General features: G+C 59.9%; 16 protein-coding genes. 8 read left to right on the top strand and 8 right to left on the bottom strand.

Annotated features, from left to right (window positions below; all coding sequences use genetic code 11):
• Window positions 1–142 precede the first annotated feature (142 nt).
• Complete coding sequence (gene lepB, locus NE637_RS04945) at window positions 143–763, top strand: signal peptidase I (RefSeq protein ID WP_192112684.1); 621 nt, start codon at window positions 143–145, stop codon at window positions 761–763.
• Between the two features lie 128 nt (window positions 764–891).
• A complete protein-coding gene (locus NE637_RS04940) occupies window positions 892–2415 on the top strand; it encodes a YifB family Mg chelatase-like AAA ATPase (protein WP_227118043.1) in 1524 nt (507 codons plus the stop codon).
• Between the two features lie 84 nt (window positions 2416–2499).
• Here the strand turns inward: NE637_RS04940 and NE637_RS04935 are convergent, their stop codons facing one another.
• Window positions 2500–3642, bottom strand: a complete 1143-nt coding sequence (locus NE637_RS04935) for a D-alanyl-D-alanine carboxypeptidase family protein (RefSeq protein WP_192112686.1) — start codon at window positions 3640–3642, stop codon at window positions 2500–2502.
• A gap of 574 nt (window positions 3643–4216) precedes the next feature.
• Between NE637_RS04935 and NE637_RS04930 the strand changes: the two genes are divergently transcribed.
• Window positions 4217–4963, top strand: a complete 747-nt coding sequence (locus NE637_RS04930) for an SAM-dependent methyltransferase (protein ID WP_227118093.1) — start codon at window positions 4217–4219, stop codon at window positions 4961–4963.
• A gap of 81 nt (window positions 4964–5044) precedes the next feature.
• Here the strand turns inward: NE637_RS04930 and ahbA are convergent, their stop codons facing one another.
• The 6 genes from ahbA to recA form a co-directional block, all read right to left on the bottom strand.
• Window positions 5045–5551 (bottom strand): siroheme decarboxylase subunit alpha, encoded by a 507-nt coding sequence (ahbA, locus tag NE637_RS04925; RefSeq protein ID WP_306666358.1) that lies wholly within the window; start codon window positions 5549–5551, stop codon window positions 5045–5047.
• Between the two features lie 17 nt (window positions 5552–5568).
• Window positions 5569–6786, bottom strand: coding sequence for a heme b synthase (ahbD, locus tag NE637_RS04920; RefSeq protein WP_215648302.1), 1218 nt, complete (start codon window positions 6784–6786; stop codon window positions 5569–5571).
• Window positions 6786–7772, bottom strand: coding sequence for a porphobilinogen synthase (hemB, locus tag NE637_RS04915; protein WP_227118044.1), 987 nt, complete (start codon window positions 7770–7772; stop codon window positions 6786–6788). Before hemB ends, ahbD begins: the two co-directional genes overlap by 1 nt.
• Before the next feature lie 271 nt (window positions 7773–8043).
• Complete coding sequence (gene ahbC / locus NE637_RS04910; protein ID WP_215648306.1) at window positions 8044–9228, bottom strand: 12,18-didecarboxysiroheme deacetylase; 1185 nt, start codon at window positions 9226–9228, stop codon at window positions 8044–8046.
• 10 nt (window positions 9229–9238) lie between these two features.
• The gene (gene alaS, locus NE637_RS04905) at window positions 9239–11914 is read right to left on the bottom strand and encodes an alanine--tRNA ligase (protein ID WP_227118045.1); all 2676 of its coding nucleotides are present in this window, start codon (window positions 11912–11914) and stop codon (window positions 9239–9241) included.
• 79 nt (window positions 11915–11993) lie between these two features.
• Window positions 11994–13076 carry a recombinase RecA gene (gene recA / locus NE637_RS04900; protein WP_192112692.1) on the bottom strand — a complete coding sequence of 361 codons (1083 nt, stop codon included), beginning with the start codon at window positions 13074–13076 and terminating at the stop codon, window positions 11994–11996.
• Window positions 13077–13287: 211 nt separating this feature from the next.
• Here recA and NE637_RS04895 point away from each other — a divergent pair, with 211 nt between their 5' ends.
• The 5 genes from NE637_RS04895 (at window position 13288) to NE637_RS04875 (ending at window position 19796) form a co-directional block, all read left to right on the top strand.
• Window positions 13288–14439: an adenine nucleotide alpha hydrolase family protein gene (locus tag NE637_RS04895; protein ID WP_227118046.1), complete on the top strand. Its 1152-nt coding sequence runs from the start codon at window positions 13288–13290 to the stop codon at window positions 14437–14439.
• A 333-nt stretch (window positions 14440–14772) separates the two neighbouring features.
• Complete coding sequence (gene dksA / locus NE637_RS04890) at window positions 14773–15135, top strand: RNA polymerase-binding protein DksA (protein WP_022659715.1); 363 nt, start codon at window positions 14773–14775, stop codon at window positions 15133–15135.
• A gap of 430 nt (window positions 15136–15565) precedes the next feature.
• Window positions 15566–17260 carry an NFACT RNA binding domain-containing protein gene (locus NE637_RS04885; RefSeq protein ID WP_227118047.1) on the top strand — a complete coding sequence of 565 codons (1695 nt, stop codon included), beginning with the start codon at window positions 15566–15568 and terminating at the stop codon, window positions 17258–17260.
• 42 nt (window positions 17261–17302) lie between these two features.
• Window positions 17303–18007 (top strand): hypothetical protein, encoded by a 705-nt coding sequence (locus NE637_RS04880; protein WP_227118048.1) that lies wholly within the window; start codon window positions 17303–17305, stop codon window positions 18005–18007.
• A gap of 412 nt (window positions 18008–18419) precedes the next feature.
• Window positions 18420–19796 carry an HAD family hydrolase gene (locus NE637_RS04875; RefSeq protein ID WP_192112696.1) on the top strand — a complete coding sequence of 459 codons (1377 nt, stop codon included), beginning with the start codon at window positions 18420–18422 and terminating at the stop codon, window positions 19794–19796.
• Between the two features lie 177 nt (window positions 19797–19973).
• Here the strand turns inward: NE637_RS04875 and NE637_RS04870 are convergent, their stop codons facing one another.
• The gene (locus tag NE637_RS04870; protein WP_227118049.1) at window positions 19974–21185 is read right to left on the bottom strand and encodes an acetate kinase; all 1212 of its coding nucleotides are present in this window, start codon (window positions 21183–21185) and stop codon (window positions 19974–19976) included.
• Window positions 21186–21248 lie beyond the last annotated feature (63 nt).

The following is a 21248-nucleotide window of genomic DNA, read 5'->3' as shown; positions in this document are numbered from 1 at the left end:
GATGCCGGGCGGGGGCCTGTTTTTTGCTGGACCGCGGGGAGAAGAAGCACTGCTCCTTGCCTTTACTTTCGCATCAGGGCATACTTTGCGACCGAAAATGTAACGCTCACCAGCCCCAAGGGCACATGAGGAATATTCGCACATGGCAATGCTTCTGCAATCACAGCGCCCCCCCAAACCCCTGTGGCGGGAATATGGCGAAGCTCTGTTCGTCGCGCTCATTTTGGCTCTGGTCATCCGCACCTTTGTGGTGCAGGCATTCAAGATTCCTTCGGAATCCATGGTTAAAACCCTGCTTGTGGGCGATCACCTGCTGGCAAGCAAGTTTTCCTACGGCGTCAAGATTCCCTTTACCCACTCCTACATTTACAAGGGGAGCGATCCGGTCAAGGGCGACATTATCATTTTTGAATACCCCAATGATCCCAGCGTGGACTACATCAAGCGCATCATTGGTACGCCCGGCGACACCATTGAGGTGCGCAACAAACAGTTGTTCCGCAACGGCGAGCCGGTAAAGGAATCCTACATTCGCTTTACGGAGCCTGACCGCATCCAGCCGGTGCGCGACAATTTCGGCCCGATCACCGTACCCGCAGACAAGTATTTTGTCATGGGCGATAACCGCGACAACTCGATGGATTCGCGCTTTTGGGGCCTTGTGGACCGTAGCGCCATACGCGCCAAAGCCTGGCGCATCTATTGGTCGTGGGGCGGTCTGGGCGATATCCGCTGGGATCGCATCGGCAAGGCCGTGCAATAGCATCTGGCGGTACATTCTGCTTGCAGGCGCGACGGGATTTGCCCGGTGCGCCTGACGGCAAGATTTTTGCGGCGCGGGTAGATGCAATAATCCGCGCCGCTTATCATTTGCAGGGTCAAGGAGAACGCATGGTTGTCCGTTTGAACAGCGGCGGGGTTGAGGGTGTGGATGCCTACCCCGTGGAACTGGAAGTGGACTTCGTGCGGCAGGGGCTGCCCGGCTTCACCATGGTGGGGCTGGCGGAAACAGCGGTGCGCGAGGCCAAGGACAGGGTCTTTGCCGCCTTGCGTGCCTGCGGCTTCAAGCTGCCCCCGGCGCGGATTACGGTAAACCTTGCCCCGGCTTGGCGGCGTAAGAGCGGCGCAAGTTATGACCTGCCGCTGGCCGTTGGGCTGCTGGCAGCTGCGGGCATTATACCTGCTGAACCTTTACAGGGAATGTATCTTGCGGGCGAACTTTCGCTCAACGGGGCGTTGCGCCCGGTGAGCGGCGTGCTGCCTCTGGCCCTGCTGGCGCGCCAGCAGGGAGCCGCAGGTCTGGTGGTTCCTCCCGGCAACGGCGCGGAAGCTGCGGTGGTTCGCGGGCTCAAGGTGTTTGCGCCCGAGGGGCTTGGCCGTTGCGCGGCCTTTCTGGCTGGCGCGGAGCCGCTGGAACCGCTGAGCGAACCCGTGGCCGATATGCTTGAAGCACCTGCCTACAGGCAGGATTATGCCGAAGTCAAAGGCCAGGAGGCCGCCAAACGTGCGCTGGAAGTGGCTGCGGCTGGCGGCCACAACGTGCTGCTCATCGGCCCGCCCGGCAGTGGCAAAACCATGCTGGCCCAGCGCCTGCCCACTATTCTGCCTCCGCTGGACTTTGAAGAATCCCTGGAAGTCACCAAGATTTACAGCGTGTCGGGCAAGCTGCCGCCCGAGGCCGGGCTTATGCGGGTGCGGCCCTTTCGCGCGCCGCACCACACCATATCCGATGTGGCGCTGGTGGGCGGCGGGGGCTATCCGCGCCCAGGCGAGGTGAGTCTTGCCCACCGGGGGGTGTTGTTTCTGGACGAACTGCCGGAATTTCGCAAGACAGCCCTTGAGGCCTTGCGTCAGCCTCTGGAAGGCGGCGTGGCGGCCATTGCACGCGCCGCGCACAGTGTGAGCTTTCCCGCGGCCTGCATGCTGGTGGCGGCCATGAATCCCTGCCCCTGCGGCTATTACGGTGATCCCACGCACCAGTGCACTTGCCGCGAGGAACAGCGGGTGCGCTATCAGTCACGCCTTTCCGGCCCCATGCTGGACCGCATTGACGTACATGTGGAAGTGCCTGCCGTGGCCTATGCGGATTTTCGCGGTACAGGCAGCGGCGCTTCGTCCGCCCAGATGCGCGAACGCGTGCTCAAGGCTCGGGCAACCCAGCGGGTGCGCTACGGCAGCGATGGGCCACGCTGCAATGCGGAACTTTCCGGCGTGCTGCTCGACCAGCATTGCGCGCTGGATGCCGAAGGCCATGCCTTGATGGAGGCTGCGGTCAACCGTCTTTCCCTTTCCGCGCGGGCATGCGCCAGAGTGCTGCGCATGGCCCGGACCATTGCCGATCTGGACGATGCCGCCAGCATTGCCACGCGGCATCTGGCCGAAGCCGTGTCGCTCCGAGTGCTGGACAGGGGCTAGCATACTTATCTCTGGGATATTGCTGCATACAAAAGCGCCCGTGAGCATATGCCCACGGGCGCTTTTGTAAATCTGCGCTGCGTCCTAGCTGGCGTTGTTGGCAACGCGGCGGGCTGCCTGCCCGTCATTGTCATTGCTGCGATGGCGGGCGACTTTTTCCACGTTCTTCTTTTTGTTCTTGGCCGTCCTGGTTGCCTTGGCCTGCTTGCTGTGGTTGGTGGCCTTGGCGCGATGTACAGTCTGGGCACCCTCGCCCCGGTCGTTTCCGGCAAACTGATGGTATGCCTCGCGGGCATTTTTGCGGATGTCGGGGTGATACTTTTCGCGCGGCAAGGTGTCCAGAGCGGCCAGCACAGTGGGGGCCTCGTTGTTGCATACCTCAAAACCGGCATCCAGCAGGCGGAAGGCTTCAATGCTGCGGATCTGCGAATCGGGCGCGCCCATGATAACGGCCAGAAGGCGTTTGTCGCCCTTGAGCGCCGTAAAAACCAGATTGTAGCCCGAGGCGTTGATCCAGCCGGTTTTAAGGCCGTCCGCGCCAGGGTACTGCCCAAGAAGGGGATTTTTGTTCCAGGTGACGCGGCCCCGGTAGTTCAGCACATGGGTGTTATGGAAGCGCAGCGCATCGGGGTAGGCATGCAGATAGGCGCGGGCAAGGGTCAGCATGTCGCGCGCGGTGGTGTACTGCCCCTTGGCCGGGAGACCGTGCGGATTGACAAAGTAACTGTCGCGCATGCCCAGATCGCGGGCCTTGGCGTTCATCATGTTGATGAACGCGGGCACGGAGCCGCCCACATATTCGGCCATGGCCGTGCTGGCGTCGTTGCCGGAAGAAACAGCCATGCCCGTAAGGAGCTGGTCAAGCGTAACCTGTTCGTTCTCGTTGAGGCCCATGCGCGAGCCGCCGGTGCGGGCCGCATTGCGGCTGATCGTAGTGGTATTGTCAATGCGGGCCAGGCCGGAGTTGATCTGATCCATGGCAAGAAACATGGACATGATCTTGGTCAGCGAGGCAGGGGGAATGCGCTGGTCGGCATTTTGCTCAAACAGTATGGCGTCGCGGTCAAGGTCGTACAAAATGGCTGAGCATACGCCAAGGGAGCTTTGCGGCGGAATGGCCGGGGCCGAAACAGCAGCGCCTGGGTGTGACAGAAGAGCTGCACAAAGCAGGGCGGCGATAGCAAAGAGCGTGCGGAGCGGCAGGCAAAAACGACGGGTGCTGGTCATGCACAGTCCTTATGCGTTGGCTGGACGTCAAGCCTCAAGTGCGCTGCGCTACGCGGCTGCAACGGCTGGGCCGTGGGGTCGCGGGCGTATGTGTTGAGGAAAGCCACGAGAAAAAGTTTAGAGATTTGCTAAATGGAACAACGCAATGCTTGTGTACTAAAGATGGGCAGTTATGGCAAGCAGGCAGTGCGCCCCCGCTTTGCGATCTTTTTGCGCGCTTGTGCGTGCCAGCCCAGGGAACGTTGTTCCAACTCCGGTTGCAGCAGAATTTAGCGGCAGGGACTTCATTGGGTGCGGCAGTGATTCATGCGTAATCGGTGTCTGATGCCATATGGGAATGCGCGTGGCGGTTATTCATTTCTGAAGCAATAAGTAGAATGCTTTTGCTGTTGGTGCAGCATAGCATGCGTTTGCATGTGGCGCGTGCGGTATATGCCGACACGGCATCATGACTGCATAACCAGCAGAAGAAAAAATACCTTTATCTTTTTATTGCAAGATGCAGGAGCGACTGGCTGGTGGCACAGGCCACCCCATATTGCGGTGCATGAAACATTGCAAGGAGGCTACAGTGTTGGACATCCCCCGTATTTTCACCATCACGGAAGGCGAACACCGCATCCATAATCCGTATACTTCAGAAAAGCTTGCTACCCTCGGCGCGGCGTTGCGGCTCAAACCGGGAACCCGTGTGCTCGACCTTGGCAGCGGTTCTGGCGAAATGCTCTGCACATGGGCGCGTGACTACGGCATTACAGGCCTTGGCATAGACATGAGCCCGTTGTTTTGCGGGCAGGCACGGCTCCGCGCGCAAGAGCTGGGCGTTGCCGGTCAGGTGGAGTTTGTCCATTCCGACGCCGCAGGCTACGTTGCGGCTGAAAGGGTTGATCTGGCCGCCTGTGTTGGTGCCACCTGGATAGGCGGCGGCGTTGCGGGCACCATTGAGCTTTTGACGCAAAGCCTTTGCCCCGGCGGGATTATCCTCATGGGCGAGCCGTACTGGCGCTGTATGCCGCCCACGGAAGACGTTGCCAGAGGCTGCGGAGCAACTGCCATTGCCGACTTTCTCCCCCTGCCCGGACTCATCGAATCCTTTGGCAACCTTGGCTATGATGTTGTGGAAATGGTTCTGGCAAATCAGGATGGCTGGGACAGGTACGAAGCTGCCAAGTGGCTGACCATGCGGCGGTGGCTTGAGGCGAACCCGGATGACGAGTTTGCCAAAGAAATTCGCAGCCAGTTGACCAGCGAGCCAAAGCGTTACGCCATGTATACGCGCGAGTACCTTGGCTGGGGCGTGTTTGCGCTCATGGCGCGGTAATCAAAGCCAGTATGCGTGAAAAAGCCGGTGCCTTCGGAAAAATCGAAAGCACCGGCTCTGTTTTCAAAGGGCGGTAGTATTTCAGGCGTCTGCATCCATGCGGAAATCCACACGGATTTTATACAGTTTGGTGGCAGGCAGGTTAAGAATGGCAATGCCGGTGGCCTCGGTGAGGGCATCAAGCGTGGCCTGGCTTTCCTCCCGCGAGGGGCTGATAAGCGTGAACCAGATGTTGTAGGCATGCTCGCGCAGGTAGTTGTGCGTCACGCCGGGGCAGGCGTTTACCCGGGCCACAAAGTCGTCCATCTTTTCGGTTGGTACCTTGGCGGCGCACAGGGTGGACACAAAGCCCAGCTTGGCCGACTGGAAGTTGGCCCCCAGACGGCGGATGATCTTGCGGGCTTTGAGGCCGCGCACACGTTCGAACGCTTCTTCCTCACCGATGCCAAGCATCTGGCCCAAATCTGCATAGGGGCGCGGGGTGAGGGGAAAGCCTGTCTGGATGATATCCAGCAGCTGGCGGTCAACGCTGTCCATCAGCGTTTCAGTGGTGGCAGAGGTGGCCGCGTGGGCCGTGGGCTGCGTCATGGCGTTCCTCGTGTGGCTCAGGGGTTTTCCTTGCGGCGCAGTTTGGCCGGAATATAGGTGCACAGGGGTTCCTCACCCATGTGGTCGCCGTCCATGCTGTGGGCGCGGGCGCGGCAGCCGCCGCAGACCTTGTGGTATTCGCACACGCCGCACTTGCCCGTGTAGCAGGACTGGTCGCGGAACTGCAAAAAGTATTTGCTCTCGCGCCATATCTGCGGAAAGGGCATTTCGCGCACGTTGCCGCAGTTCAGTTCGAGGTAGCCGCAGGGCTGTACCTGCCCCACGTGGCTGATAAAGCAAAAACCCGTGCCGCCAAGGCAGCCGCGCGTGAGCGCGTCCATACCGAAGGTTTCGGGTGTTACGCTGATGCCTTCTTCCTTGGCGCGCTGGCGCATGATGCGGTAGTAGTGCGGCGCGCAGGTGGCTTTGAGGTGCATGCTGGTGCTCTTGCGAAAATCATACAGCCAGTGCAGCACGTCTTCGTATTCCTGCGCGGTGATGACCTGATCGGCCAGGCCGGAGGCGCGGCCCATGGGCACCAGCAAAAAGATGTGCCATGCGGCTGCGCCGATGCGCTCGCACAGCTCGAATATTTTTTTGAAGCTGCTCAGATTGTTGCGCGTGACCGTGGTGTTGATCTGAAAGGGCACGCCCACGGATTTGAGGTATTCAATGCCGCGCAGCGAAGCTTCAAACGCGCCGGGCACGCCCCGGAAGCTGTCGTGGCTGGCGGCGTCCGGCCCGTCAATGGAAATGGAGCAGCGGTTGACCCCGGCATCCTTGATTTTTTGCGCGTTTTCGGGGGTTATGAGGGTGCCGTTGGGCGAAAAGGCGCAGGGCAGGCCCTTGCTGTGGGCATAGGCCACCAGCTCGTACACATCGGCCCGCATCATGGGGTCGCCGCCAGTAAAGATGATGATAGGCTTGCCCACCTGCGGGAAGGTATCGATGAGCGCCTTGGCTTCTTCCGTAGAAAGCTCGCCGGGGTATGGCTCCGTGTGGGCCTCGGCACGGCAGTGCTTGCAGGCCAGGTTGCAGGAGCGGGTCACTTCCCAGGCGATGAGGCGACAGGCGGGGCTGCCGTCTTCAAGGGTGCGCAGGGGGGCTGATATGCCGTCGGGATGTCCGGAAGAAGGGTTGCCCGCAGCGCCTGCGGGGTGCCCGCCCGGGTGTCCGCTCGGATGACCAGCGGGATGCCCGCCGGGGTGCCCCATATTGTGAGGGTGATTGCTCATTATCGTGCCAGTCCTTCGCGCAGGATGGTTTCTGTAAAGTAGGTGATGATCATGTCCGCTCCGGCGCGCTTCAGGCCCGTGAGGGATTCCAGCATGACGGCGCGCTCGTCAATCCAGCCGTTGAGGCCAGCCGCGCGGATCATGGCGTATTCGCCGCTCACCTGATAGGCGCACAGGGGCACGCTGGTGTTGTCGCGCACGGTGCGGATGATGTCGCTGTAAGGCCCGGCGGGCTTCACAATCAGGGCGTCCGCGCCTTCTTCAAGGTCGGCAAAGGCCTCAAGCAGGGCTTCGCGGGCGTTGGCCGGGTCCATCTGGTAGGATTTGCGGTCGCCGCAGGCCGGGGCGCTTTCCGCCGCTTCGCGGAAGGGGCCGTAGTAAGCTGAGGCGTATTTGACGGCATAAGACATGATGGGCGTTGCCGTAAGGTCGCCTTCGTCAAGCGCCTCGCGGATGGCGGCTACCCGGCCATCCATCATGTCGGAAGGGGCAACCATGTCCGCGCCTGCCGCGGCATGGCTCACCGCTGTTTTGGCAAGCAGGGGCAGGGTGGCGTCGTTGTTCACTTCGCCAGAGGGCATGAGCACGCCGCAATGGCCGTGGCTCATGTATTCGCACAGGCAGACGTCAGTGATGACGTAAAGCTTGGGCCAGCGGTGCTTGAGCAGACGCACGGCCTCCTGCACGATGCCGTCTTCGGCGTAAGCGTCGGCGGCGTATTCGTCCTTGAGTTCGGGAATGCCGAAAAGAATGACGGATTTCAGGCCCGTATCCACGGCCTTTTCCACCTGCTTTTCCAGCTCTGCAAGGCTGAGCTGGAACTGGCCGGGCATGGAGCCTATTTCTTTACGAAAACCCTTGTCGTCAGTTTCCACAACGAAATAGGGCATGATGCAGTCTTCAACCAGAAGGGGCGGGGTTTCGCGTACTAGGGAGCGCAGTTCCGGGGTGGCGCGAAGGCGGCGGCCTCTATGGAATGTGGTCATGGCTGTTGTCCTTTATTCTGCGAGTTGCAGGTCGGTGCTTGGCCAGCCTGTGCGGCAATGCTGCCGGTGATGCAGTAGTTGTTATGTATGCAAAGACGCGGCTGCTGTGCCTGCTGCTTGGGCAGCGGCAGCAGGGTGCTTTGCGCAGTGTCAGTATGCCCTTGTGTCCGTATAAAAAACAAGCGGCGCGCCTGGGCGGAACGTAGCGGGCTACGACCGGGGCGCGCCGCCATGCTTGCACATTCAGCGGAAAAAGGGCTGCGCCGGAGCGCTACTTAATGCCGATTTCCTCATCAGTCAGATAGCAGGCAGGGTCCTGAGCCCATTCGTCGCCGTAGTAGGCTTCGGCACGGGCGCGGAAGTTGCCGCCGCAGATGTTCAGGAACTGGCACTTGGCGCAACGGCCCTTGACGTGGGTCTTTTTGTCCTTGAGCTTGTGCAGCAGTTCGATCTGCGGGTCGTCCCAAATCTGCGAGAAGGGGCGTTCCAGCACGTTGCCAAAGGTGTGGTCGCGCCAGAACTGGTCGGCGTGAACCTTGCCGTCCCACGAAATACAGCCGATACCGCGACCAGAGCTGTTGCCCTCGTTATACTGCAAGAGTTCAAACACTTCTTCGGCACGCTTGGGATCTTCGCGCTTCATGCGCATCCACACGTAGGGGCCATCGGCGTGGTTGTCGACAGTGAGGATTTCCTTGGGCTTGCCGGCGTCAAAAAGGGCGCGGGTTTCGTCCATGATAAGATCGAGCACGTGGCGGGTTTCGGCATGATCCAGATCTTCCTTGATCAGTTCGGAACCACGGCCAGAGTACACCAGATGGTAGAAGCAGGCGCGGGGTACTTCCAGATCCTTGAGCAGGCGGAAGATACCGGGAATTTCAGACACGTTGCGCTTGTTGATGGTAAAGCGCAGGCCCACCTTGAGGCCTTCGGCCTGACAGTTGGCAATGCCTTCGAGCGCTTTCTTGAAAGCACCGGGCACGCCGCGAAACTTGTCGTGCACTGCTTCCATGCCGTCCAGCGAAATGCCAACGTAGGAAAGCCCCACTTCCTTGAGTTCGCGGGCCTTTTCCTTGGTGATAAGCGTGCCGTTGGTGGAAATAACCGCGCGCATGCCCTTGGAGGTGGCGTGGCTGGCAAGCTCCACCAGATCCTTGCGCACCAGCGGTTCGCCGCCAGAGAACAGCATGACCGGCGCGCCGTAGGCCGCCAGATCATCGATCATGGTCTTGGCCTGCTCGGTATTGATATCGTCCGAGCCGTCAACCTCAATGGCGTGGGCGTAGCAATGCACGCATTTGAGGTTGCAGCGCTGGGTCATGTTCCAGACCACAACGGGCTTTTTATCTTTGGAGAACTGCAACAGGTGCGAGGGCAGCTTGCCAGATTCGCGTCCGTAACGCAGGGCGTCGGAAGGCTCGACCTGTCCGCAATACAGCTTGGAAATGCCTATCATGGCCTTGTCCTTATTGTTCGATGCGTTGTTTCAGCACGGCAAAGGCCTCGTCAATACCATCGGCCTTTGTGCCGCCCGCCTGAGCCAGGTCGGGTCTGCCGCCGCCGGAGCCACCGCAGGGAGCGGCTACGTCCTTGATAAGCGCGGGAGCAGTGAATTTTCCGTGCAGGTCTTTGGAAACGTAAAGCAAAAGCCCCACCTTGCCGTCTTCAGCCGTTGCCAGGCAGACAACGGCATTGTCGGTAAGGCGCGAGCGCACATCGTCCATGACTTCGCGCAGGGCTTTCACAGGAACATTGTCAAGTTTGGCGGCCAGCATGCGCACTCCGTTGACGTCCTGCGCGCGGGCGGCCAGATCGGCCCCGGTGGCAGGAGCGGCGGCGGCCTTTTCCGAGGCCTTGCGCAGCTTTTTCACATCGCCTTGCAGGGCGGTCACGCGTTCGGCCAACTGCCCGGGGCGCGCCTTGAGTATGCCCGAAAGCGCGGCAAGTTCCGCGCGCTGCTCAACAGCCTGGGCATAGGCGTTCCAGCCGGTTACGGCCTCGATGCGCCGCGTGCCGGCGGCCACGCCGCTCTCGGAAACGATCATGAAGGCCCCGGCCTCGCCGGTGCGCTCAAGGTGTGTGCCGCCGCACAGTTCCACGGATTCAGGTTCGCCTTTTTCCGCGCCGGAAACTGTGAGCACGCGCACAATATCGCCATATTTTTCGCCAAACAGGGCCATTGCTCCGGTTGCCATGGCTTCGGCCACGGGCATTTCCCTGGCGGCCACAGGCAGGTCGGCCATGATGGCGCGGTTCACGTCGCGCTCCACCGCCGCCAGTTCTTCGGGCGTGAGGGCCGCAATGTGCGAAAAGTCAAAACGCAGGCGGTGCGGGTCAACCAGCGAACCGGCCTGCTTCACATGGGTGCCCAGCGCGCGGCGCAGGGCGGCGTGCAGCAGGTGGGTGCAGGTGTGGTTGCGGGCCGTGGATTTGCGCTGGTCGGCGTCCACCTTGAGGGTGGCGTCGCCGCCCTTGTGCAGCTCGCCCTTGGTCACTTCAATCTCATGCACCAGCAGGGTGGGGGCAGGCTTGTGGGTGGTCAGCACCCGCGCCTCGCCGGAGGTACTTGCCAGCGTGCCCATGTCGCCAGCCTGACCGCCGCCCTCGCCGTAAAAAGGCGTGGCAGCGGTAATGGCGTAGCCGGTATCGCCCTCGCCGAGGTCGGCCACTTCCTCGCCAGCGGCATTGAGCAGCAGGGTCAGGGGGCTGGTTTCGGTCAGGCGTTCATAACCCACAAAGGTACTGGTTACGCCAGCGTCCAGCAGGGGCTTGAACACGTTTGCGCCGTCAGCCTGGCCCAGCAGGCCGCCCTTTTTCTGATGTTCACGGGCGCGCTTGCGCTGTTCGCCCATGTGCTTTTCAAAGCCCTTGGCGTCAGCGGTGAAGCCGCGCTTTTCAGCAACGTCGGTCACGATATCGAGCGGGAAGCCGTAGGTGTCGTACAGCTTGAAGCAGAACTCACCGGGAATCTGCGTCTGCCCGGCTGCCTTGAGGGTCGCCAGTTCTTCATCCAGAAGCTCCAGACCCTTTTGCAGGGTGAGGGAGAAACGCTGTTCTTCCTCATGCACTGCGCGGGCGATAAAGTCGGCATGTTCGGTCAGTTCGGGATAGGCGTCGCCCATCACTTCCGTAACCTTGCGGGCCACCTTGTACATGAAGGGTTCGTTCACGCCAATGAGCGTGGCAAAGCGCAGGGCGCGGCGAATCAAACGACGCAGCACATAGCCACGGCCCTCGTTGGAGGGCAGCACGCCCCCAGCCACAAGGAAGGCCGCCGAGCGGCTGTGGTCGGCAATGACGCGCAGGGCCGTATCCACATCGTTGGTGTCGGGCGCGCTGAAGCTGTAGCTCACATTGGCAAGCGATGCGGCGTACTGGATGATTTCCTGAAACAGGTCGCAGTCAAAGTTGGAGCGCTTGCCCTGCGCAACGGCGGCCATGCGTTCAAGGCCCATGCCCGTATCAATGTTGGGATTGGCAAGAGCCACGCGGGTGCCGTCGGCAGACTGGTCAAACTGGGTGAACACGAGGTTCCAGATTTCAAGGAACCGGTCGCAGTCGCACTTGCCGATGCCGCAGTCCGGCCCGCAAGACATGTCTTCGCCCTGATCCACATAAATTTCGGAACAGGGGCCGCAGGGGCCGGTATCGCCCATGGTCCAGAAGTTGTCTTTTTCGCCCATACGGACGATGCGGTCGGCGGGCAGACCGGCAACCTCGGCCCAGATGGCCGCAGCTTCGTCGTCCTCGCGGAACACTGTGACCCAGAGCTTTTCCTTGGGCAGTTCAAGCTCCTTGGTTACAAATTCCCAGGCCCAGGTGATGGCTTCGCGCTTGAAATAGTCACCGAAAGAAAAGTTGCCCAGCATTTCAAAAAACGTGTGGTGGCGCGCGGTGCGGCCCACGTTTTCAAGGTCGTTGTGCTTGCCCGAAACGCGCAGACATTTCTGGCAGGTGGTGGCGCGGCTGTATGCGCGCTTTTCCTCGCCAAGAAAGAGCTTTTTGAATTGCACCATGCCAGCATTGGTGAACAGCAGGGTGGGGTCGTTGGGCGGAATGATGGGGCCGGATTCGACAATTTCATGCTGGTGGCGTTTGAAAAATTCGAGGTAGCGGCTGCGGATTTCTTTGGCGGTGAGCATTTACTGGCTCCGTAATGGGGTCTGCGCGAACAACGACCGCGCACCACCGAGGCGCGCGGTCGCAGGTAAAAAATGGCCTTTATTCGTAAGTGGGCGCGGGGGCTTCCCCTTCGTCCAGGTCTTCCACTGTGGGCGTGAATTCCTTGGGGTTCAATCCCAAGAATTCCACAACCTTGGCTTCAATCTGGTTGCGCAGATCAAGATTTTCGTCCAGCAGCGCGCGTACTTTTTCACGCCCCTGGCCGAGCTTTTCGCTGCCAAATGCAAACCACGAGCCGCTCTGATCGATGATCTTGGCTTCAATGCCGAGGTCAAGCAGCTCGCCGGAGCGCGAAATGCCCTGACCATACAGGATATCAAAAATGGCGCTGCGGAAGGGCGGGGCAACCTTGTTTTTGACCACCTTGACCCTGGTGCGCGAGCCGAAGGATTCTTCCTTGTCCTTAAGGGTCTGGATGCGGCGGATGTCCAGCCGCACGGAAGAATAGAACTTGAGCGCGTTGCCGCCAGTGGTGGTTTCGGGGCTGCCGTAGCCGGTCACGCCGATCTTCATGCGGATCTGGTTGATGAAGATGACGGACGTGCGCGATTTATGGATGGTGCCGGTGAGGCGGCGCATGGCATGCGACATGAGGCGGGCGTGACCGCCTACCTGTGATTCGCCCATGTCGCCTTCCAGTTCGGCCTGCGGGATAAGCGCGGCTACGGAGTCAACCACCACAAGGTCAACAGCGCCGGAACGCACGAGCATGTCGGCAATGTCCAGTGCCTGTTCGCCGTAGTCGGGCTGCGAGATGAGCAGCTCGTCTGTGTTGACGCCGAGCCGCTTGGCGTAAGAAACGTCAAGGGCATGTTCTGCGTCCACAAAGGCGCAGGTGCCGCCCATTTTTTGGCATTCTGCGATGATGTGCAGGGTCAGCGTGGTTTTGCCCGAAGATTCCGGGCCAAAAATTTCGCTGATGCGCCCGCGCGGAATGCCCCCCACGCCAAGGGCCAGATCAAGGCCGATGGAACCTGTGGGGATCACGGGAATATTGACGTGGGCTTCGTCGGAAAGCTTCATCACAGCGCCCTTGCCGTACTTGCGTTCGATGGTGGCAAGTGCGGTGCCCAAGGCTTCGGCGCGCGCGTTTTCCTGACTCATGGCCGGTTTCTTCGCCATAGCTCATTGCTCCGGGTAAAAATATCTTCAAGCGCGTCAGTGTAGCAGACCAAGGCGGGCAAGGCAAATGCCAGATTGGCGGAGGGCCTGCGCTTGTGTCGTTAATAATTGAGTATAATTCCTGATAATGATAATTGCAAGCAGGCAAAAGCCGCGCAAGGGCAGCATGCTCCTCTTGCGCACGGGCGATTGCTGTCGTACAAGCGCGGGCATGAGCGATTCTCCCCAAATCATCGTACTATTTTCCGGCGGGCTCGACAGCCTGCTCACAGCAAAACTGCTTGAACGTCAGGGTCTCGCCGTGCGTTGCCTGCATTTTTATTCGCCCTTCTTTGGCGGCGAAGCAGTGGCGGCACGTTGGCGCAAGACTTACGATCTTGATATTGTTACTCAGGATGTCGGCCCCCAGTTTGCCGCCATGCTGCGCCAAAGGCCGGAACACGGTTTTGGCAAGGTGCTGAACCCCTGCGTTGACTGCAAGATACTGCTGCTGCGTGAGGCCCGCAAATATATGGAAAGCGTGGGGGCCAAGGCCCTGGCTTCGGGCGAGGTTCTGGGCCAGCGCCCCATGTCGCAACGGCGCGACACGCTGAACGTCATCATGCGTGATGCCGCCGTGGCCGATATCCTGCTGCGGCCACTGTGCGCCAAGCATTTACCGCCAACCCCTGTGGAAGAAAGCGGGCTTGTGGATCGCTCGCGCCTGCTGGGCATCTGGGGCAGGGGCCGCACCGAGCAACTGAACCTTGCCAAGGAATACGGCATCAAGGAAATTCCCACTCCGGGGGGCGGCTGCCGTCTGACCGAGCGCGAGAACGCCCGCCGCTACTGGCTGGTGCTTACGCGCTTGCCGGAGCCGAGCGCCAGTGATTTTACCCTTGCCAATCTTGGGCGTCAGTTCTGGCACAGCGAGGGGCAGAACCACTACTGGCTGTGCGTTGGGCGCAACAGTGCAGACAATGATCTGCTGGCCGCGGCCGCAGGCCCGGACGACCTTGTCCTGCGCATGCGCGACATGCCTGGGCCGCTGGCTCTGGCCCGCAACGGAGCCTTGTGGCCCGAGGACGTGCTGCGCACCGCCTGCCAGATGACAGCCTCTTACGCGCCCAAGGCCGTTGCCACCGGGGGGGATGTGTTTGTGCGCGCCCGCCGTGGCGAGGAATTCACAGATGTATCCGTTCCCACGCAGCGTTGCGAGGATCTGTGGAACGAACCCGCCTGGGACGAGATCAAGGGCGTTATCCGCGCTGAAGCGCGCGAACGGCAGGCCGCACAGGATGCCGCCAAGGCAGCAGCACGCGAAGCCCGCTACGAGGCCGAGCGACTTGAAGCCGGACGGGAAGACGATCCAACTGGTGTCTGATTGGCACGCAACGTTCACCATAACTTCTTATTGTTGTGCTTTTATGACACCTTAGGCCCCGGTTTCACCGGGGTTTCTGTTTGCGCCAGTCGCCAAAGTGCATGCTTTGCGTAATCTTGAGGGCACAGCTTTACAAAGATTGCGCATGTAGCTATATGAGTCCATTGCATCAAAAGAGCATTTTCATTGAGAGGTGCTCTGAGCGGGCCATGCCGCCGCATGGCTGGCCAACGCAGGATATGCGGTGCGAATTGCTTGCTCCATGCATGTTCCTGCAAGGCCTATTAGTAGACCGTTCATGCGCCCCCCAGCGGCGTCCGCCGGAGGATTTAAATGGATCACAAGGATTTGGAATACTTTCGCAAGCTTCTTTCCGACATGCTTGAAGAAGCGAAGCAGAAGGGTGACAGCACCCTGGAAGAACTGACGGATAGCAACGAAGTGTTTGCCGACCCGGCTGACCGCGCCACTGCAGAATCCGACAGGGCCTTTACCCTGCGCATCCGTGACCGTGAGCGCCGCCTGATCCGCAAGATCCAGGCAGCCCTTACCCGCATTGACGATGGCACCTACGGGATTTGTGAAGACTGCGGCGACGACATCAGCGTTCCCCGTCTCAAGGCCCGGCCTGTGACGCGTTTGTGCATCAACTGCAAAGCCAAACAGGAAGAAGACGAACACCTTCGCGGCGATTAACGTCATTTCTTTGCCTTAAAGGCACTGTTTTTGTTGCTTTCGGCCAGGCGGGCTCTGCGCTCGCGCACTCCCGCTTGCGCCTGACGGCATGCATACTTCGGGCAGACTCCCGGTGGTTCCGCCGCGCGGCGGGGGTCTGGCGAACTGGGTCTGCGAGACTTCTGGCCTGTTCGCAACGGTCGTACCATGCCAATGGAAAGAGCTGGCGAGGCTGTTACCCAAACCGTCTGCGCAATTATGCCAGCCTGCGGTCTGCCATCGGTTGCGCCTGGAACTGCGTTTGCCGCTGCATCTGCGCATGCGCTGGGGACGTTGTGCGGCCTTGTCTTCAACAGGGCAAGGTCTTCCCTCCCGATCCCCTGCCGCGCTTTGCCGCCTTGCCCCCGTATACTCCCCAGCCATTCACCTTGCCCCGAAGCCGGTTTTTTCTATGGATGCCCATCTTTTCCGTCGTTTTTGTGAAGACCTGACCCCCCTGCTCACTGGCGCAAGGGTGGAAAAAATTCAGGAACCTGCCGATGGCCTGCTGGCTCTCATGGTCTACAGCGGTGGGCGCAAGCGGCAGCTCTGCCTGCGCTTTGGGCGCAAGGAACCGTTCTGCTTTATTACCTCACAGCGCATCAGTGTTGGCCGTGCGCCTTCAGCGCCCATCATGCGGCTGCGCAAATATGCCGCGGGTCGGCGTATTGTTGCCTGCGTGGCCCGCTGGAGCGAGCGCTGTTTGTGGCTGCTGCTTGGCGGCGGCGCAGAGGCCCCCCAACTGCCGTTGCTGCCGCAATCGGGGCAGGCTGATGCTGGCGCGGAGCAGTCCCCGCGCCTGACCTGGCTGCTGCTTGATCTGCGCGAAGGGCCTTCGCTCCGCTTTCTGACCGAGGATGAATCGCCGGAAGATGAGCAGGCCGTCTGGCCCGAGCCTGCGCAACTGGCGGATGCCCTGAACAACTGGCGGCAGTGGCCTGTGCTTACCCCCGCCCTGCGCCGAACTCTTGCCTGCCTTGAAGAACCAGAACAGTGGGCCTTGCTGGAAGACCTGAGGGTGGGCGGCGGGGATGTGTTCTGCTACGGCCCCTGCGCGCCTGCCTCCGACAATGCCTCTGCACCGGCCATGCCACGTCCTGTGCTCGCCATAAGCGCCTGGCCTTTGCCTCCGGAGCAGCAAAAGGCCTTGCAGGGCAAGGATGCGGACGCTCCACCCGTCGCGGAATATTGCGGGCCGGATGCCTTGAACCTGACCGAACTGGCAGGGCAGGACATGGTGCTTGCCCGTCTGGCTCTGGATCAGGCGCGGGAGGCGGCCCAGCCTCTGGACAGGCGCGCGCGCAAGCTCGCAAAGCTGCTGGAAAAATTGCGCGAGGAAGAAAATCGCCTTGGCAAGATGATGGCCTGCCAGGCAGACGCTCTGGCGCTTCAGGCCGGGTTATGGCGCTGGCCTGCGGATTTTCGCGCGGCTTCCGTCACCGTGGAGGAAGGCCCGCACGGCCCGGCGCGGGAAATACCGCTGGATCTGCGGTATTCTGTGCGCGAGCAAATGGCCCGCCTTTTTCACTCGGCCCGTCGCGGTCAACGCGGCATGGAGCATCTGGCCGTGCGGCGCGCGGCGCTGGAAGACGAGATGGCCTCCTTGCGTCAGGCCCGGCCCGGCATCTGGCCTGGCAGCCTGCTGGGCGCCACTGCGGGCGCTGCCGATGAGGCGGCTTCCACCGGGCGCGCGGCAGGTTCCGGCATGGCCGCCACCCTGCCCAAGAATGTGCAGATGTTTATAAGTTCAGATGGTTTTGTGCTGCTGCGTGGTCGCGATTCCAAGGGTAACCTGGCCGCGCGCAAGCTTGCAGCCCCGCACGATATCTGGCTGCATGCGGAAAACGGCCCCGGTTCGCACGTGATTATCCGCCGCGCCCACGGCGGGCAGGAAGTGCCGTCGCGCACCCTTGACGAGGCTGGAGCGCTGGCCGCCTGCAAAAGCTGGCAGCGCGACGCCGCTCGGGCGCGCATACAATATGCCGAGGTGCGTCACGTCAAACCCATGCGCAACGCCCCTGCGGGCACGGTGCGCATCGACAAGTCGCTGCCCTCGCGCGAAGTTCCGGTGGATCTTGCCCTTGAGGAAACTCTGCTGCCCCGGTAAAGGGAAGCAAGCCCCACGGGCGTATTAGGGAGAGAGGTTTTCATGGATTTTACAGTTGAAGGCAAAGTTTTTCGGGCACGCGCCATTGAGGCCCATGTGCTGGCAGTTGCCCCCTGGCAGGCATCTGTCCCGGATCAGGGCATAGCTTTGGGTGGAGGTGCAAACTTGCGTATGCCCCGGGGCCGTAAGCAGTGGCAGTGCGCTGTGGTTCGGCTTGAAAATGGCTGCGAGGTGCAGTTGCCCCTTCCGGATTCCTGTCCTGTTGCGGTCGGCGACTGCCTGAAGCTCGGTTGCCTTGGCCCGGCCTGCGTCGCAGAGGGCGGCGATGGCACGGCTCTGGAAGTCTATGCGGTGAGCAACCAAACATCGGGCTGGAAGCATGATTTTGTGGATGCCGCTGCCTTGATGAAGCGCTGCGGCGTGAGCCGCGTTACCGAATATGACCTGGAATCCTACCCTCTGAAAAAGGTTTGCAAGGTCAGCGCCATTGTTTTTCTGGTGGGGCTGGTCTGTTTCAGTTTTCTCATGCACCTGTTTACGGAAAGCATGGATGAGCTTGCACGCCGGCTGCCCGAGGCCCTGTATATGAGCGCCAAGTTCGGCGGTATTGCCGCCCTGGTGGTGGCTGCTGGCGGCGGCCTGTATATGAAAAGCTCCAACGACTACAACCGTAAAAAGAAGCTGGATAGCTACACTCAGCAGTTTGAGAAAGCCATGACCAAGGCTTTGCCGCAGGCTTCTGCGTAACGCGCTGGTTCTGAATTTGTCGGCGGGAGCATCTGCGCCGCCAGCAGGGTCGTCCTCAGGGCGGCCTTTTTTGCATGAAAAACATACAAATCCACAAATACATAAAATCACAATTTTGTTTCATGGGTAGGTCCTCTTTACGGATTTGTATCAAACTCATGCCAGTTTATGATTTTTATGTATATTTTATAAACAAATACAGCACATTGAAGTTTTATTAATGGCACACAAACTGCAACATTTTTGTCACTTACAAGTTTCCTCTAGCTGTGAAGATTCAAATGTTGAACCACGCTTGGGGCTGAGTCTCCTTGGCATGGCAGTGCAAGGAACAAAACTGATTGCAGGAGTGTGTGATATGCAAAAATGCAGATTATGGGTGTGCTGTTTGTTGGTTGCAGCGGCGATGTTCATGGCTTCAGCCGCTGGCGCAGCGGATACTGTCATGTTGCAGCGCGAGGGGTGGGATCCCACCGTCAGGCAGAGCCTCAATGAAATGTTTGTGCTCTATGGCAAGGGCAGCCCCAACTATAATCCTTCCATCCGGCCTTACGCTGTTTTTGATTTTGACAACACTGTTTCCATTCTGGATGTGGAAGAGCAGCTTGCAATCTATCAGCTGGAGCACATGCGCTTTGCCGTCAAGCCTGAGCAAATGTACGCCGTGCTGACCACCGGTGTGCCGGATATCAACATGGATCTGGGCAAGGAATATAACAACCTCACGGTTGCCACGGTTGCTGCCGATGCCGCTGCCGCATACAAACGGCTGTACGCGCAGGGTTACGTTTCCCCCGCCGGAGTTTACGGCGAAAAAATGCAGAAGATGCAGGCAGGCGACGACTGGAAGGAATTTGCCACCAAGGCGCGCTGGCTTTATGACGCCATTGGCGACACCATGGATGTTTCTGTTTCCTACCCCTGGATCACCTACTGGTTTACGGGTATGACGCCCCAGCAGGTTTACGGCATGGCGCACGAGGCCTTTGTGCACTACCGCAAGGCCAGCGCAGACCCTGCCTTCTGGCAAAAGCGCAAGTGGCAGAGCCCTGCGGCCTATAAGGGCAGCAAGGCCGGGCAGATCACGGTATCATACAAGCAGGGCATAACGGTATCGCCTGAAATTCAAGAGCTGTTCCATGCGCTTGAAGCCAACGGCTTTGACGCCTGGGTGTGTTCTGCCTCGTTTATTGATGTCATCTCCGCTGCGGTCAGCCCCGAAGTTTTTGGCATTGAAGGCGTGGACGGCGTACTTGCCATGACCAACAAGGAACAGAACGGCAAGTACATCAATGCCTATGATTATGATTTTCATGCGCAGACCCAGGGCAAGGGCAAAACATTGAGTATTTCAAAGCTCATTGCGCCCCTGTACCGTGGCCGTGGCCCCGTGTTTGTGGCCTTTGACTCGCAAGGTGATTTCAACTTTGTGAGCGAATATGCCGACACCGCCGTGGGCCTTGCGCTCAACCGCGCCCGCAAGGACGATGCCGGTATTCTGGCAGCCGTGGCCCTGTACCAGAACCAGAAAAAGCTCACTGTGGCCAAGGCCGTGCAGCAGGGCAATACCCGCTACCTTCTGCAAGGACGTAATGAAAACGGCGGATATTTGTGGCCCCGGCCCGAAGTGCAGCAACTGGGCAAGGACAAGCCCGAACTGCTCAGCAGCAAGGCCGAGGGCTGGCTGAAAAAGCTCGAAAGCGGCACCACGGTACCCGTGCTGATCAATGACGCTCCCAAGCTTACGGGCAAGCTCAAAACTTACGACGGGTATAAGTCCATACGTTAGAGGCTGGGGAATTGGATTTTTGCGGTGAGGCTTACATCCTGACACATTACGTTAGGGGTTAGCTTGCGGTGAAGTCACGCGCGGTGCGCACTCCAGCGAGCAAACACACGACAAAACAAAAGGCCGCCTCCTTTCGGAGGCGGCCTTTGACATGCAATAATGCAAAAGTAAGGGAGCTTACTTTTTAAGCACTTCCACCGTGGCAAGGGCGATCTGGAGCTCTTCGTTGGTGGGGATGATGATCACGGGGATCTTGCTGTCCGGCGTGGTGATGATGCGCGCGCCGGGCTTGCGGGTGCTGTTTTCTTCCTTGTTCAGCTTGATGCCGAAGGCTTCAAGGCCTTCGCAGACCATGGCGCGGACGATGTCGTCGTTCTCGCCGATGCCGGCGGTGAACACCAGGGCGTCCACGTTGCCTTCAAGCAGGAAGAAGTAGGAACCAAGCGTCTTTTTGATGCTGCGCACGAGCAGCTTGAGGGCCAGCTCTGCGCGTTCGTTGCCTTTGTCCACCTGGGCATGCACATCGCGCATGTCGGTGTAGCCGCACAGGCCAAGCAGGCCGGACTTTTTGTTCATCAGGGTGTCGGCTTCGGAGGGGCTGAGGCCCTTCTTTTCCATGACAAAGGGCACGATGGCCGGGTCAATGGTGCCGCAGCGGGTGCCCATCACAAGGCCTTCCAGCGGGGTGAGGCCCATGCTGGTGTCAAAGCACTTGCCGTTTTTCACGCAGCTCATGGAAGAGCCGTTGCCGAGGTGCATGGTGATGGAGCGCAGCTCGGAAAGGGGCTTGCCAAGGAACTCGGCAGTGGCGTTGGCAATGTACTTGTGCGAGGTGCCGTGGAAGCCGTAGCGGCGGATGCGCAGTTCTTCGTACAGCTCATAGGGCAGAGCGTACATGAAGGCTTCCTTGGGCATGCCCATGCCGAATTCGGTATCGAATACGGCCACGTTGGGAACGCCGGGGAAGAGCTTTTCAGCCACTTCAATGCCCATGAGGTTGGCGGGGTTGTGCAAGGGGCCAAGCACGGCGCATTCTTCCACAATCTGCTTCACGCGTTCATTCACCCGCACGGGATCGCTCACGGCTTCGCCGCCGTGCAGCACGCGGTGGCCGATGGCGTAAATTTCGCTCTTGTCCTTGATAACGCCCTTGTCGGCGTCGGTCAGCAGAGCGATGACCAGTTCCATGGCTTCCACATGGGTGGGGAAGAAGGCCTCGCGAACAAGCTTTTCTTCCTTGTCCGTATCGGGGGCGATTTTGTGGGTGAGGCGTCCGCCTTCCTGGCCGATGCGCTCGGCAAGACCGGAGCAGAGCACGCTGCGCGTGTCCATTTCCAGCAACTGATACTTGCAGGACGAGGAACCCGCGTTAATCACCAGAATTTTCATAACTCTTCCTTTCCTTGAACTTGTTTATTCTGATCGCGGGCCGGCAGTTTGTGGCGCATGCCT

The sequence above is a fragment of the Desulfovibrio desulfuricans genome (assembly GCF_024460775.1).
Taxonomy (GTDB): domain Bacteria; phylum Desulfobacterota; class Desulfovibrionia; order Desulfovibrionales; family Desulfovibrionaceae; genus Desulfovibrio; species Desulfovibrio desulfuricans_E.
The sequence above is the reverse complement of the archived record's forward strand: the minus strand, read 5'-3'. Positions and strand labels throughout refer to the sequence as shown.

Bases quoted from the DNA above. Each gene is read 5' to 3' on its own strand.
- NE637_RS04880 (WP_227118048.1), top strand. From the start codon at position 17,303: ATGGATTTTACAGTTGAAGGCAAAGTTTTTCGGGCACGCGCCATTGAG.
- NE637_RS04870 (WP_227118049.1), bottom strand. From the start codon at position 21,185: ATGAAAATTCTGGTGATTAACGCGGGTTCCTCGTCCTGCAAGTATCAG.
- alaS (WP_227118045.1), bottom strand. From the start codon at position 11,914: ATGCTCACCGCCAAAGAAATCCGCAGCCGCTACCTCGAATTTTTCAAA.
- NE637_RS04875 (WP_192112696.1), top strand. From the start codon at position 18,420: ATGGCTTCAGCCGCTGGCGCAGCGGATACTGTCATGTTGCAGCGCGAG.
- NE637_RS04885 (WP_227118047.1), top strand. From the start codon at position 15,566: ATGGATGCCCATCTTTTCCGTCGTTTTTGTGAAGACCTGACCCCCCTG.
- lepB (WP_192112684.1), top strand. From the start codon at position 143: ATGGCAATGCTTCTGCAATCACAGCGCCCCCCCAAACCCCTGTGGCGG.
- ahbC (WP_215648306.1), bottom strand. From the start codon at position 9,228: ATGATAGGCATTTCCAAGCTGTATTGCGGACAGGTCGAGCCTTCCGAC.
- NE637_RS04895 (WP_227118046.1), top strand. From the start codon at position 13,288: ATGAGCGATTCTCCCCAAATCATCGTACTATTTTCCGGCGGGCTCGAC.
- hemB (WP_227118044.1), bottom strand. From the start codon at position 7,772: ATGACCACATTCCATAGAGGCCGCCGCCTTCGCGCCACCCCGGAACTG.
- NE637_RS04940 (WP_227118043.1), top strand. From the start codon at position 892: ATGGTTGTCCGTTTGAACAGCGGCGGGGTTGAGGGTGTGGATGCCTAC.
- dksA (WP_022659715.1), top strand. From the start codon at position 14,773: ATGGATCACAAGGATTTGGAATACTTTCGCAAGCTTCTTTCCGACATG.
- recA (WP_192112692.1), bottom strand. From the start codon at position 13,076: ATGGCGAAGAAACCGGCCATGAGTCAGGAAAACGCGCGCGCCGAAGCC.
- ahbA (WP_306666358.1), bottom strand. From the start codon at position 5,551: ATGACGCAGCCCACGGCCCACGCGGCCACCTCTGCCACCACTGAAACG.
- NE637_RS04935 (WP_192112686.1), bottom strand. From the start codon at position 3,642: ATGACCAGCACCCGTCGTTTTTGCCTGCCGCTCCGCACGCTCTTTGCT.
- ahbD (WP_215648302.1), bottom strand. From the start codon at position 6,786: ATGAGCAATCACCCTCACAATATGGGGCACCCCGGCGGGCATCCCGCT.